Raw genomic sequence first — 12,793 nt, forward strand, 5'->3', positions numbered from 1 at the left:
GCACATCAATCTTCAAGATCGCAGTGTTAACATATGACCACTATCTATCCCGTCATTATGTGCGGCGGTTCGGGAACGCGTTTGTGGCCTGCCTCCCGGCCCTCGTTGCCGAAGCAGTTTATACCTCTCGCTGGAAATCGATCTTTGTTCCAAGAGACGGCCACCCGGGTGGCCGTGCTGGCGGGCGAGGACGGTGAGTTAATTGTTGTTGGAGGCATCGCTCACAAGCGCGCCATAATCGAACAGCTTGATGAGATCGGCGTAACCGCTGTCATACTACTCGAACCCGAGGGTCGAGACTCGTCCGCAGCTATGGCAGCCGCTGCTCTTTGGACGACAGGCCGAGCACCGGACGCGGTCAATCTTTTCGTCGCTTCGGACCATCATATTCCTGACGCCGACGCATTTCGGATGTCTGTTATGGAAGGCGTCGCGAGTGCTGAACGGGGCCGGATCGTCACGTTGGGGGTTGTGCCCACCGAGGCCTCATCAGCCTATGGATACATCGCTCCGTCCGGACCGATGCTGTCGGATGTGGCCGCCTTCGTTGAAAAGCCGGACCAAGCAACGGCCCATCGTTACATTTCCGAGGGCTACCTTTGGAACAGCGGAAACTTTATTGTTCGCGCTGATGTCCTAGGAAAGGAAATCGCCGATCAAGCGCCTGCAGTTGGAGCGGCGGTTCAGGTCGCGCTCTCCCAAGCGGAAGTAGAACACCGGTGCATAACCTTGGGCTCAGCCTTCAAGACAGCGCCCAAAATCTCAATCGACTATGCTGTGATGGAAAAAACGACGCGTGCGTCGGTTCTCCCTGTTCGCTTCGAGTGGTCGGACCTCGGTGCCTGGGACGCGGTGCAAGCCTCGGGCGAAGGCGATGTTGGTCTTCATATCCTAGAGGAGTCGGAAGGTTGCCTCGTTCGTGCGTGCGACGGCGTAATGGTCGCGGCCATCGGTCTCAAGGATGTTGGCATCATCGTGGAACGCGATGCGGTGCTGGTCACCGACCTTAAAAAGAGTCAGGATGTCAAGAAGGTTGTCGAGCGACTGCGCAAGCTGGCCCCTCAACATCTCGACTTCCCGTCGGCCAAGCCTCTGGAAACTCTGGAAGCAGGAGCCACTCGCCTGACGACATGGCTGAGACAGGCCGCACTCCCGGCCTGGTCCAGCCTGGGTCAAGACGAAACCGGCGCATTCGAAGAGGTCTTGGCGCTTGACGGGCGACACATCACTTCATCGCGTAGGGCGCGTGTCCAAGCGCGTCAGCTGCAAGTCTACGCTGAGGCGGGCCGCCAAGGATGGCGCGGGCCATGGAAGGCCGTTGTTCAGAGCGGTCTAGATTGCCTCAAATGGACTTATCTGCGCCCGGATGGCCAGATGCGAACCTTGCTGGCGGCAGACAAATCTGCGCTGGACGAGACGGCGATGGTCTACGATCAAGCCTTCTTCATTTTTGCGCTTGCCTGCATCTCAGCCGCAATTCCGGGCTCTGCGCTTGAAGATGAAGCCGCTATGATCCGCGATCTGCTTGTCCAACGGTCGGATGAGAAGGGCGGGATAAAGGAAGCTGGAAGCCATCCCTATCAATCCAACGCCCACATGCACCTTCTTGAAGCGGCCTTAGCATGGGAAGAGGTCGGCGGGGGCGATGAATGGAATGCGCTCTCCGACCAAATCGTTCACCTAGCCCGCACTCAATTTATTGACGCCGAAAGTGGCAATCTGCGCGAGCATTTTGACTCGGATTGGCTGCCGGCCGCAGGCGACGACGGCCGCCTGGTCGAACCTGGTCATCAGTTTGAATGGGCATGGCTGATGGCGCGGTACGGTCGCAGCCGAAAGGATCAGGGAGCAATCGCAGACGCGTGGAGACTGTATGAAGCAGGCTTGGTAGGCATCGACCAGAAACGCAGCGTCGCCATCGACGCTATAGATGTCGACGGCAGTCCACGTAGCGCACGCTCTCGTCTATGGCCCCAAACCGAATGGCTCAAAGCTTCCCTCATACTTGCAACACTAAATGATGATGGGCGTCGCGCCCGATGTCTCGACCAGGCGGCGCGTGCGCAGCGAGCGCTTTGGCGCTATTTGACAGCAGAAGGACTGTGGCATGATAAGATGTTAGAGAACGAGAGCTTTATCGACGAACCTGCGCCCGCGAGTTCATTCTATCACATCATGGCCGCGTATGTTCAGACGCGTCAAACACTCTTGGATCTGAGCCCTAGCTTAAGCGCCGATTTATCGCTCTAGCTCCATACCCAATCAGTTTGCATTTAGCGCTCAAAGAGATTGCAAAGTTTCGGACGTGATCCGGATCGGGCGCCGGCGAGGCGGTGCAGCGGGACGCGGGCCGTGGGTGAGTCTTAGACAAGTCGCCCAACGAGCCTCTCGCAGCGGACGGACAACGAGTACCAACGTGGTTTCTATAGTAGCGACCCCGCCCGGACGCAGGTTCCGCCTCTAAACAATGCAGCTGGCTGAGCGGGCGAAAATGCGAACCGCATCACTCATTGAACCCGACGCCCCAGCATTCCCGCAGTTACGATCTCGTGGCCTGCCTCAACGATAAAGCCATCAATTTGATATTTGGCCGAATTGAAATTTCTTGACGTGTTGCGCCGCGGCGGCAAGCGCCCCGACGACTTCTCATCCGTCGGTGGACTCTGTACACCATCACTTAATGAACGGTGGTTGTGTACAGAGCCCAGCATGACAACCAGCTTGCAGCCCGAATGAAGGCTATCGCATGCCTACTCTGCTGAACGGATCAGACCGAGCTACGATTAGATCGCACGAAGCTAGGTCTCCAAGGTCATCCGCCTTGACGGGCAGCAGCTCGGCCTTGGTGGTGATGCGCCAGAATCTAAATCCCATCAGCCCAAGCCGAGCGGCCACTTCTTGAGGGTCTGCGCGGGAGCGCATCTGCACTACATCCCACTCCATACACAGTATTATATCAGGCTGTTGCAGAAGGGCATGAGCTCCAGATAGGATCAATGGCTCGGACCCTTCCGCATCAATCCGAAGCAACCTTACTTTAGGCAAGTTGAGGTCATCCAAGCGGATTGCTTCGACCTCAAGCACCTGAGTGTCGACGCCTAGCGCATTATCTCCAACGTAGACGTGACCGCCGCCGCCGTACTGTCTGGAAATCGAGAATTTCAGCGTGCCAACCGTGTCGCTTACAACCTTTTGGACTATTTGAACCCAAGGAGCATACCCATTTATGCGGACTGACTTCGCGGCAAGTGCGGCAAGTCTTGGATTTGCCTCAAAGGACAGAACACTTCCACGAGGCCCCACACTATGAGCCATTGCGATAGTATAAAATCCGACGTGACCGCCAACTTCCACCACACGGTCACCAGGCGCAAGCAGACTCAGCACCACCTTAGCGATCCAAGGTTCCCAAGTTCCATGGGCGATTAGGTGAGCGCAGACACTTTCCTCCAACGGATCGACATAGATAAAATGACCGCTATTAAGCCTCGTAAGGGCCAAGCCGTCGCCTAGATAGAAATAAGGTCGCGCAAGCAGATTTTTACCCGAAGCGCTCCTTTTCGGCCTCCAAAACTTGGAAACCGATTTCGACCAGTTTTTCATGACGCTTTCCGAGTTTATGACGGCTAATGCCGCTGCAGAGCCAATGCTCGCCAGCCAGGGTAGATCGCCGCTTATCCTATTGGTATTGACCAAACAACTGCTACCGTCTCGCCTTCGTCGTTCGAACCGTCTAGAAGTTCGCCCCTTACCAACGGCTCAGGGTCCGCCCGCCTCAATGCGCATCGTTCTGGCCACCGACGCCTGGGAACCTCAGGTCAATGGCGTCGTCCGCACCTTGACGCGCACAGTCGCGGAATGCCGCGGCATGGGCCATGAAGTCGAGGTCATCGAACCCAGTCTGTTCAAGACCATCCCCTGCCCTACCTATCCCGAGATCCGGCTGGCGCTGGGTGCGGAAGAAGAGATCCGAGAGATGCTGCGCGCCTTCGAACCCGAGGCCGTTCACATCGCCACCGAAGGCCCGATCGGCATCGCCACGCGGCGGATTTGCGTGGAATGGAAACTACCGTTCACGACCAGCTATCACACCAAATTTCCCGAATATGTTTCGGCGCGTTTCCCGATCCCGGTTCAGGTCGGCTATGCCTACATGAAATGGTTCCACAAGCCGTCGGGCCGGCTGATGGTGGCGACCCCGACCCTGCGTGACGAACTGGTCGAGCATGGATTCAAGAACGTCTCCCCCTGGTCGCGGGGCGTGGACACGGACGTTTTCAATCCCGACTTGGAGCGCATCTACGACGAGCTTGGCGGCAAGGACTGGCCGCGCCCCTTCTTCCTGAACGTCGGGCGTGTGGCGGTCGAGAAGAACATCGAGGCTTTCCTGCAACTCGACCTGCCCGGGACCAAGATCGTTGTGGGCGATGGCCCGGCGCGCGCCGATTTGGAAGAGAAGTATCCCGAGGCCAAGTTCCTGGGCGCCAAGTTCGGCGACGATCTGGCCCGCTGTTTCCGCGACGCTGATGTCTTCGTCTTCCCCAGCTGGACCGACACCTTCGGCCTGGTTATCCTCGAGGCCATGGCAGCTGGCACGCCGGTCGCGGCCTATCCGGCCCACGGCCCGATCGACATCATTCCGGGATCGAACGCAGGCGCAATCGACAAGAATCTCAAGGCCGCCTGCCTGAAATGCCTCGAGCTCGATCGCAAGGCGGTGCGCGCCTATGCTGAGAAGTTCAGCTGGCGCGCCTCAGCCGAGCAGTTTGTCGAGAACCTGCAACCCTATCCCGAACCCGAGCGCGGCCGCTTCTGGCGTCGCCTTCGGCGCATCGCCCGAATTCGCAAACGCGCCGCTGCCTAACCTAAACCATCAATCAACGCGTTCTGCGACGCGTTTGGCCGAAACATCGACCGACAGGACACCCAATGCTCAAGCCTCGTCAGGATATGACGCCCAACACGGCAGCGTACGAGACGCAAGCCCTCGTGAAACCGACAGGCTTTCGCGAATATGATGCGCGCTGGATCCTGGAAAAGGAAATCAACCTTCTCGGCATTCAGGCTCTGGGCCTTGGCCTAGCCACCTATGTCCATGAGATCGGCGTGACGCCGAAGATCGTCACCGGCCATGACTTCCGCGGGTATAGCCTCAGCGTCAAACAGGCGTTGATCCTCGGGCTGCTGGAAGGCGGGATGGAGGTTCTGGACGTAGGCCTGGCCTTGTCGCCCATGGCCTATTTCGGTCAGTTCGAACTGGATGCGCCGTGCGTCGCCATGGTCACCGCGAGCCACAATGAGAACGGCTGGACGGGCGTCAAGATGGGGGCGAACAAGCCCCTCACTTTCGGTCCCGATGAAATGGGGCGGCTGAAAGAGATCGTACTGAATGGTGAAGGCGTGGCCCGGCCGGGCGGCAAGCTGGTGCGGGTTGAAGACTTCCGCGAAACCTATGTCGCCGAAGTGGCCTCAAAGGTTCAAATCAAGAGACCGCTAAAGGTCGTCTGCGCCTGCGGCAACGGCACGGCCGGCGCCTTCGCCCCCGACGCCCTGCGCCGCATGGGCGTCGAGGTGATCGAGATGGACACGGACCTCGACTACACCTTCCCCAAGTACAACCCGAACCCCGAAGATCATGCCATGCTTGTCCAGATGGCGGAGCGCGTGCGCGAGACGGGCGCCGATCTGGCCTTGGGCTTCGACGGCGACGGCGACCGTTGCGGCGTGGTGGACGACACGGGCGAAGAAATCTTCGCCGACAAGATCGGCCTGATGCTGGCCCGCGACTTGTCCAAGGTCTATCCGGACAGCACTTTCGTCGTCGATGTGAAATCGACCGGCCTATACAAGACCGATGAGGTGCTGAAGGCGAATGGCGCCGAGGTCGTGTACTGGAAAACGGGCCACTCCTACATCAAGCGCAAGACCGCCGAGCTGGGCGCCCTGGCCGGGTTCGAGAAGTCGGGCCACTTCTTCATGGCCGGCGACCTGGGTCACGGCTACGACGACGGCCTGGTCGCGGCCGGCGCCGTCTTGGCCATGCTGGACCGCAATCCAGACAAAAAGCTCAGCGAACTGAAGACCGCCCTGCCGGACGCCTGGACCAGCCTGACCATGTCGCCGCATTGCGACGACGAGCTGAAGTACGGCGTGCTGGAGCGGATCGTGAAGGAGTATTCCGATCTGGCCGCAGCCGGCGGCGAAATCCTGGGTCGCAAGATCGTCGAGGCGATCACCGTCAACGGCGTTCGCGTGCACTTGGAAGACGGCTCTTGGGTCCTGGTCCGCGCTTCGTCCAACAAGCCGGAGCTGGTCGTGGTGGTCGAAAGCATGCGGTCCGAAGACGACATGCGCGACCTGTTCCGCAAGGAGATCAAACCGCGCCTCGCCGCTTATCCTGAAATCGGCGCCTTTAATCAGGAAATCTGAAAGATCACCGAGGACTGAACCAATCGCGCCCCTGACCGCTTCCCTCTCGGCTGCTGCCAGGAGGGAAGATTGCCGCGCTACTTTTTCCATACCCAGAACGGCGATTGCATCCGCGACGATCAGGGCGAGGAATTGAGAAGCGTGGACGCGGCGCGCGAGGAGGCTGTCGCCGTACTGGGCGAAATCCTGCGGTATCGGGGCGCATCGTTCTGGACGACCCGCGCCTTCAGCGTCATCGTCACGGATGACGAGGGGCAAACGGTGGTCAGCGTCACGGCATCCGCGTCCGATCAGGCGCCCGAGGGCTGGACATTGGCGGGGGACGCGTGATGACCAAGGCTGGCAGCGTCTCAAAAATCACCACCTTGGTCGACAAGTTGTCGCTTCGGGACAGGCTCAATCCCGAAGAAATCGATGCGTTGAGCGCTGTGCTCGATGCACCTAAAACCGTCTCCGCCGGATCCGATATCGTGCGCGAGCACACCCGCCCGCTGCACAGCACCCTTCTGATCTCCGGCTTTTCCGCGCGGTATTCCACGCTGGAGGACGGGTCGCGTCAGATCACGGAAATCAATGTGTCCGGCGACTTCATCGACCTGCACAGCCTGTTGATGAAACAGATGGATCACGGCGTCGTCGCCCTGACGGAATGCGTCGTCGCCGAGGCTGCGCATAGCGGATTGATCGACATCACCGAACGCTATCCGCATCTGACGCGCCTGCTCTGGCTGGACACCATCATCGACGCCGCCATCCACCGACAATGGCTGGTCGCCATGGGCCGGCGCAGCGGTCTGGGCCATCTGGCGCATCTGGTGTGCGAGCTTTACCTGCGTCTCCAAGCCGTCGGCCAGACCGGCGAAATGACCTTCGATCTGCCCTTGACCCAGGCGGTCCTGGGCGATGCCTTGGGGCTGTCGACGGTGCATGTCAGTCGTCTGGTTTCGGAACTGCGCAGCGAAGGCGTGATCAACTGGGCGGGCGGTCGGATCGATATTCTGGACTGGCGGCGGCTGGCGGAAATCGCCGAGTTCGACCCCACCTATCTCAGACTCCAAAGCGATCCCGTTTGATCACTTAACGCATGTTATCGCACACAACGACGAGGGGTCGTTTAGACGATACATGTCCAAGCCTCCTCTCGCGCGGCTTTTATTGTCCGCCTTCGCCGCCCAATGTGTAGATGAAGGGGACGCGCATGAAGCCACGGCGGGCGAAAACATCTCGGCCCTGCAAGGGGGCGAGCCGGCGGTCACCTTGATCCTGTCCGGCGTTGCGGCGCGGCGGGGTTCTGACGGACTGCTTTCGCGGGGTCTGGCCTCAGAAGACGATGCGATCAACTTTGACGCCGTCATGGGCGAAGCCGAAAGGGAGACCGCTGTCTGGCTGACGCCAGGCCGTTTCCTGTCCGTATCCGCCCGCAAACTGGCGCAGAAGATGGATCGTGATACCTTGGTCCAGGCGGCTTTGACAGATCTGCGTCGCCGCAACGCCGCGCTTCAGGTTGAACTTTCCCGCCACGCCACACTGAAGGTCGCCCAGCGATTGGCCGCGCTGATGCTGGACGTCAGGGCGCGCAATGGCGGCGACCTTCTCGCCTTGCGCCAAACCGAGCTGTCAGACCTGATGGCGGTGCGCCGCGCCAGCATATCGACCGCCTGCACGGAATTGTGCGCCGCCGGCGCCGTGCGGCTCCGACGCGGCGCGATCCAGATCATTGATGCGGGCGCGCTTCGCCGCTTGGCGGGCGAGCCTCACTCGACCGTGACGGACTTGGCCAGGTTGCGGGGCTGATCGACGTCAGTGCCCTTCTGAACGGCTGTGTAGTAGGCCAGAAGCTGCACCGGCACGGCATAGACCAGAGGCGCGATCAGCGGGTGGCAGTCGGGGGCATGGATGCGGCGAATGCCGGCGCCGTGCGGATCGGGCGCCTTTTCCGGCGCGATCATGATGACCGGGCCGCCCCGGGCAGCGACCTCCTGCAGGTTGGACGCGGTCTTTTCGAACACGTCGTCCAGCGGAGCCAGGGCGATGGTCGGGGTCTCTTCATCGATCAGGGCGATGGGGCCGTGCTTCAGCTCGCCGGCGGCATAGCCCTCGGCATGGATATAGCTGATCTCCTTTAGCTTCAGCGCGCCTTCCATCGCCAGCGGGAACATGGCGCCCCGGCCCAGGAAAAGGACATCGTCGGCCTTTGACAGATCGTGAGTCACGGCGCGGATGCTCTCGCCCATCGTCAGGGCCTCGGCGATCAGGCGCGGGCTCTCGAACAGGGCCTTGACCAGCTCGGCCTCGGTCGCAGCATCGATCCGGCCGCGCGCCACGCCAGCCGCCACGGCCAGGGCCAGCAGGGCCGCAACCTGGGCGGTGAAGGCCTTGGTCGAGGCGACGCCGATCTCGGGCCCGGCATGGGTGGGCCACAGGACGGCGGCTTCGCGCGCCATGGAGGACGAGTGAACATTGACGACGGCGGCGGTCTGCAACCCTTGCGCCTTGCACCAGGTCAGGCTGGCCAAGGTGTCGGCGGTCTCGCCCGACTGGCTGACGGCGACGGCCAAGGTGGATTTCGAGACAGCCGGCGAGCGATAGCGGAACTCCGACGCGATCTCGACGTCGCAGGGCAGGCCGGCCAGCTTCTCGAAGGCGTAACGGCCGATCTGGCCGGCGTAGAAGGCGGTGCCGCAGGCGACGATCTGGATGCGGTCTATGGCGGCGAAATCGACGGGATTGGTCTTGGCCTTGCCGGTCACCAGGTCGAGATATTCCGACAGGGTGTGCTGGACGCTGTCGGGCTGTTCATGGATCTCCTTTTCCATGAAGTGGCGATATTCGCCCTTCTCGACCATGGCCGAGGAGGCCGAGACCTGGACGATGGCGCGCTCGACGGGATTGCCCGCCACGTCGAACATCTGGGCGCCGGCCTTGGTCACGGCGACGTAGTCGCCCTCTTCCAGATAGGAAATCTTCTGCGTGAACGGACCGACCGCGAGCGCGTCCGAGCCCAGATACATCTCGTCCTCGCCCCAGCCGACCACCAACGGGCTGCCACGCCGGGCGCCCAGGATCAGGTCGTCTGTCCCGTCGATCAGCACCGCCAGCGCATAGGCGCCGGTCAAGCGGTCGAGCGTCGCCTTGAACGCCTCTAACGGCGCACGACCCGTATTCAGCTCGACGTCCAGCAGGTGGGCGATGACCTCGGTGTCGGTCTGGCTCTCGAAGACATGGCCCTCGGCGGCCAGCTCGGCCTTCAGCTCGGCGAAGTTCTCGATGATGCCGTTGTGGACCAGGGTGACACGACCGGCCTTGTGCGGGTGGGCGTTCTCGGTCGTCGGCGCGCCGTGTGTGGCCCAGCGGGTGTGGCCGATGCCGACCGTCGCCGTCATCGGATCTTCAACCAGGACGGCCTCCAGATTGCGGATCTTGCCCTTGGCGCGGCGGCGCTCGACCGAGCCGTCCACGACTGCGGCGACGCCAGCGGAATCATAGCCGCGGTACTCCAGTCGTTTCAGGCTGTCGATCAGCCGGGGAACGACAGGACCATTGCCGGTGACGCCGATGATGCCGCACATGAGCGAAGGCTCCGAGAAGTCAGGAAAAGGGCGCCGCTTTGCACTGGCGGCGATCCGGGGCTAAGCCACACATCAAGCCCCACCGGCCGTCTATGCAATCTTAAGGCGGGCCGCATCAAAAAAGGGGTTTCGGAACGTTACCCGAACCAAAGGACCTTGCCTTGGGCGACAGAAAATATTTCGGCACCGACGGCATTCGCGGGCGCGCCAACACCTATCCGATGACGGCCGAGGTCGCGTTGCGCGTGGGTCTGGCCGCCGGGAAACTGTTCCGCACCGACGACGACCGCCGCCATCTGGTGGTGATCGGCAAGGATACGCGCCTGTCGGGCTATACGATCGAGCCGGCCCTGGTCGCCGGCTTCGCCTCTGTGGGCATGGATGTGCGCACCTTCGGCCCGGTGCCGACGCCGGGGGTCGCCATGCTGACCCGGTCGATGCGCGCCGACCTGGGGGTGATGATCTCGGCCTCGCACAACGACTATGCCGACAACGGGATCAAGCTGTTCGGGCCGGACGGCTACAAGCTGTCGGACGAGATCGAACTGAAGATCGAGGCCATGATGGACCAGAGCCTGGATCAGGGCCTGGCGCCGTCGAACAAGCTGGGCCGGGTCAAACGCATCGACGACGCTCAGGCGCGTTATATCGAGATCGCCAAACAGGCCTTCCCCAAGCGGCTCAGCCTGAAGGGGCTGCGCATCGCCGTCGATTGCGCCAATGGCGCGGGCTACAAGGTCGCGCCCACCACCCTGTTCGAACTGGGCGCCGAGGTCTTCCCCGTGGGCGTGGAGCCGAACGGGACCAACATCAACGCCGAATGCGGCTCGACCCACCCTGAGACCCTGTCGGCGGCGGTCAAACGTTACCGCGCCGACATCGGCATCGCCTTGGACGGCGATGCCGACCGACTGATCATCTGCGACGAGACGGGTCGGGTCGTGGACGGCGATCAGATCATGGCCCTGGTCGGCCTGGACTGGGCCAGGCGCGGCCTCCTGACCGGCGGCGGCGTGGTCGCCACCGTCATGTCCAACCTGGGGCTGGAGCGGAAGCTGAAGTCCGAAGGTCTGACGCTGGAGCGCACCAAGGTCGGCGACCGCTATGTCATGGAACGGATGCGCGAGGGCGGTTTCAACATCGGCGGCGAGCAGTCGGGCCACATCATCCTGCACGACCACGCCACCACCGGCGACGGCCTGATGGCGGCGCTGCAGGTGTTGGCCGTCCTGGTCGAGGCGGGCAAGCCGATGAGCGAATTGGCCCGTCAGTTCGATCCCGTGCCGCAAAAGCTGGAGAACGTCCGCTTCACCGCCGACAAGCCGCTGGAGACCGATAGGGTCAAGGCCGCCATCGCCGAGGCCGAAGCCGCCCTGAACGGTCAGGGCCGCCTGCTGGTGCGGCCGTCGGGCACCGAAAAACTGATCCGCGTCATGGCCGAAGGCGACGACGAGACGCTGGTGAAGCGGGTGGTGGCCGATGTGGCGGGAGCGGTGCGCGCCGCCTAAGGCTTGCAGGCCGCCGGGGGATTACCGTCGCGTTCCCACAGTTTGCAGGAGCGGTCGATCTCGCCCTGGATCAGATCGCAAGGGTTGGCGGCGTTGCAGGGCGGGCGCGTCGCCGGGCTGACCTGGATGCAGCGCTCGACCAAGCGGGCCGAAGCGGCGGCCCCGATGGCTTCACGGCATGGCGTCTCACTCATGGGGACGGGCTGAGGAGCTATTTCCGGTCCCTCGGGGATGCTGGCCTGAGGGTCTTCCGCCGGCGGGCTCGCTTCCTTCTCAGCAACCACCGGCTTGGAGGGCGCGGCAGGCGGCGGAGCGTCAGGCGCCAGCGGAACCGCGTCGATGACGTCGCCGCTTGCCGCCGTGTCCCTGAGCGCGGGCGAATGGGCTGGATCAGCGCGCTGACATCCGGCCATCAACACAACGCAGGCGGCCATCGAAAGCCATTGGGATCGACGCATCGACTTGTCTCCGGTCAGGACTGACCGGGCGAGGATGCCCGGCCGTCCTCTCCGGCGAAAGCCCCTATCGCTTCACCGCCGCCAGCGCCGCCTTCTGCAGGGCGAACAGTTCGGTGCAGCCGATCTCGGCCAGCGAGAACAGACGGTCGAACTCGGCGCGCGAGAAGCCGCGCTTCTCGCCGGTGGCCTGAACCTCGACGATCTGACCCGATCCGGTCAGGACGAAGTTGGAATCCGCCTCGGCCTCCGAATCCTCTTCATAGTCCAGGTCCAGCACCGGCACGCCGTCGCAAACGCCGCACGACACCGCCGCCACCTGGTCGGTGATCGGATCGGCCTTCAGCACGCCCTCGTCGCGCAGATAGTTGAGCGCCAGGCTCATGGCGACCCAAGCGCCGGTGATCGACGCCGTGCGGGTGCCGCCGTCGGCCTGGATCACGTCGCAGTCGATCAGCACCTGACGTTCGCCCAGGGCCTTCAGATCGACCACGGCGCGCAGTGAGCGCCCGATCAGGCGCTGGATTTCCTGGGTGCGGCCCGATTGCTTGCCCGCTGCGGCCTCGCGGCGTCCGCGCGTGTGGGTGGCGCGTGGCAGCATGCCGTATTCGGCCGTCACCCAGCCCTGGCCCGAGTTGCGCATCCAGCCCGGAACCTTGTCCTCTATCGAGGCGGTCACCAGCACCTTGGTGTTGCCGAAGGTGATCAGGCACGAGCCCTCGGCGTAGCGGTTGACGCCGGTCTCGATGGTCACGGGACGCAGTTGGTCGTCGGTGCGTTGCGAATGGCGCATGGGAGCGGTCCTTGGGAAGTCTGGTCTTGGAAGCCGTGG

The 12,793-nt window shown here is 62.4% G+C and carries 11 protein-coding genes; 7 read left to right on the plus strand and 4 right to left on the minus strand.

Annotation, left to right across the window (positions count from 1 at the left end; all coding sequences use genetic code 11):
- Positions 1–57 precede the first annotated feature (57 nt).
- Positions 58–2,250: an AGE family epimerase/isomerase gene (locus KZX42_RS11425; RefSeq protein WP_248119497.1), complete on the plus strand. Its 2,193-nt coding sequence runs from the start codon at positions 58–60 to the stop codon at positions 2,248–2,250.
- A gap of 489 nt (positions 2,251–2,739) precedes the next feature.
- Here KZX42_RS11425 and KZX42_RS11430 read toward each other — a convergent pair whose 3' ends face one another.
- Positions 2,740–3,603, minus strand: a complete 864-nt coding sequence (locus tag KZX42_RS11430) for an FkbM family methyltransferase (RefSeq protein WP_248119459.1) — start codon at positions 3,601–3,603, stop codon at positions 2,740–2,742.
- A gap of 175 nt (positions 3,604–3,778) precedes the next feature.
- Here KZX42_RS11430 and KZX42_RS11435 point away from each other — a divergent pair, with 175 nt between their 5' ends.
- The 5 genes from KZX42_RS11435 to KZX42_RS11455 all read left to right on the plus strand — a co-directional run bounded on the left by KZX42_RS11435 (position 3,779) and on the right by KZX42_RS11455 (position 8,223).
- On the plus strand, positions 3,779–4,864 hold the full coding sequence (locus KZX42_RS11435) for a glycosyltransferase family 1 protein (protein WP_045810024.1): 1,086 nt from the start codon (positions 3,779–3,781) through the stop codon (positions 4,862–4,864).
- A 65-nt stretch (positions 4,865–4,929) separates the two neighbouring features.
- Complete coding sequence (locus KZX42_RS11440; protein ID WP_045810025.1) at positions 4,930–6,429, plus strand: phosphomannomutase/phosphoglucomutase; 1,500 nt, start codon at positions 4,930–4,932, stop codon at positions 6,427–6,429.
- A 69-nt stretch (positions 6,430–6,498) separates the two neighbouring features.
- Positions 6,499–6,759 (plus strand): hypothetical protein, encoded by a 261-nt coding sequence (locus KZX42_RS11445; protein WP_161639777.1) that lies wholly within the window; start codon positions 6,499–6,501, stop codon positions 6,757–6,759.
- On the plus strand, positions 6,759–7,502 hold the full coding sequence (locus KZX42_RS11450; protein ID WP_248119460.1) for a Crp/Fnr family transcriptional regulator: 744 nt from the start codon (positions 6,759–6,761) through the stop codon (positions 7,500–7,502). Before KZX42_RS11445 ends, KZX42_RS11450 begins: the two co-directional genes overlap by 1 nt.
- Before the next feature lie 52 nt (positions 7,503–7,554).
- Positions 7,555–8,223 carry a helix-turn-helix domain-containing protein gene (locus KZX42_RS11455; RefSeq protein WP_082064358.1) on the plus strand — a complete coding sequence of 223 codons (669 nt, stop codon included), beginning with the start codon at positions 7,555–7,557 and terminating at the stop codon, positions 8,221–8,223.
- Here the strand turns inward: KZX42_RS11455 and glmS are convergent.
- Positions 8,184–9,998 carry a glutamine--fructose-6-phosphate transaminase (isomerizing) gene (gene glmS, locus KZX42_RS11460; protein ID WP_248119461.1) on the minus strand — a complete coding sequence of 605 codons (1,815 nt, stop codon included), beginning with the start codon at positions 9,996–9,998 and terminating at the stop codon, positions 8,184–8,186. The two genes, KZX42_RS11455 and glmS, sit on opposite strands and share 40 nt — an antisense overlap.
- A gap of 161 nt (positions 9,999–10,159) precedes the next feature.
- On the opposite strand from glmS, the gene glmM reads away from it, so the two are divergent.
- The gene (gene glmM, locus KZX42_RS11465) at positions 10,160–11,506 is read left to right on the plus strand and encodes a phosphoglucosamine mutase (RefSeq protein WP_248119462.1); all 1,347 of its coding nucleotides are present in this window, start codon (positions 10,160–10,162) and stop codon (positions 11,504–11,506) included.
- Here glmM and KZX42_RS11470 read toward each other — a convergent pair.
- Positions 11,503–11,964: a hypothetical protein gene (locus tag KZX42_RS11470; RefSeq protein WP_248119463.1), complete on the minus strand. Its 462-nt coding sequence runs from the start codon at positions 11,962–11,964 to the stop codon at positions 11,503–11,505. The genes glmM and KZX42_RS11470 overlap by 4 nt on opposite strands.
- A 64-nt stretch (positions 11,965–12,028) precedes the next feature.
- A complete protein-coding gene (gene rph, locus KZX42_RS11475) occupies positions 12,029–12,754 on the minus strand; it encodes a ribonuclease PH (RefSeq protein WP_248119464.1) in 726 nt (241 codons plus the stop codon).
- Positions 12,755–12,793 lie beyond the last annotated feature (39 nt).

This window comes from Brevundimonas sp. EYE_349 (assembly GCF_023147505.1).
Taxonomy (GTDB): domain Bacteria; phylum Pseudomonadota; class Alphaproteobacteria; order Caulobacterales; family Caulobacteraceae; genus Brevundimonas.

Bases quoted from the DNA above. Each gene is read 5' to 3' on its own strand.
- KZX42_RS11425 (WP_248119497.1), top strand. From the start codon at position 58: ATGTGCGGCGGTTCGGGAACGCGTTTGTGGCCTGCCTCCCGGCCCTCG.
- KZX42_RS11430 (WP_248119459.1), bottom strand. From the start codon at position 3,603: ATGAAAAACTGGTCGAAATCGGTTTCCAAGTTTTGGAGGCCGAAAAGG.
- KZX42_RS11435 (WP_045810024.1), top strand. From the start codon at position 3,779: ATGCGCATCGTTCTGGCCACCGACGCCTGGGAACCTCAGGTCAATGGC.
- KZX42_RS11440 (WP_045810025.1), top strand. From the start codon at position 4,930: ATGCTCAAGCCTCGTCAGGATATGACGCCCAACACGGCAGCGTACGAG.
- KZX42_RS11450 (WP_248119460.1), top strand. From the start codon at position 6,759: ATGACCAAGGCTGGCAGCGTCTCAAAAATCACCACCTTGGTCGACAAG.
- KZX42_RS11455 (WP_082064358.1), top strand. From the start codon at position 7,555: ATGTCCAAGCCTCCTCTCGCGCGGCTTTTATTGTCCGCCTTCGCCGCC.
- glmS (WP_248119461.1), bottom strand. From the start codon at position 9,998: ATGTGCGGCATCATCGGCGTCACCGGCAATGGTCCTGTCGTTCCCCGG.
- KZX42_RS11470 (WP_248119463.1), bottom strand. From the start codon at position 11,964: ATGCGTCGATCCCAATGGCTTTCGATGGCCGCCTGCGTTGTGTTGATG.
- rph (WP_248119464.1), bottom strand. From the start codon at position 12,754: ATGCGCCATTCGCAACGCACCGACGACCAACTGCGTCCCGTGACCATC.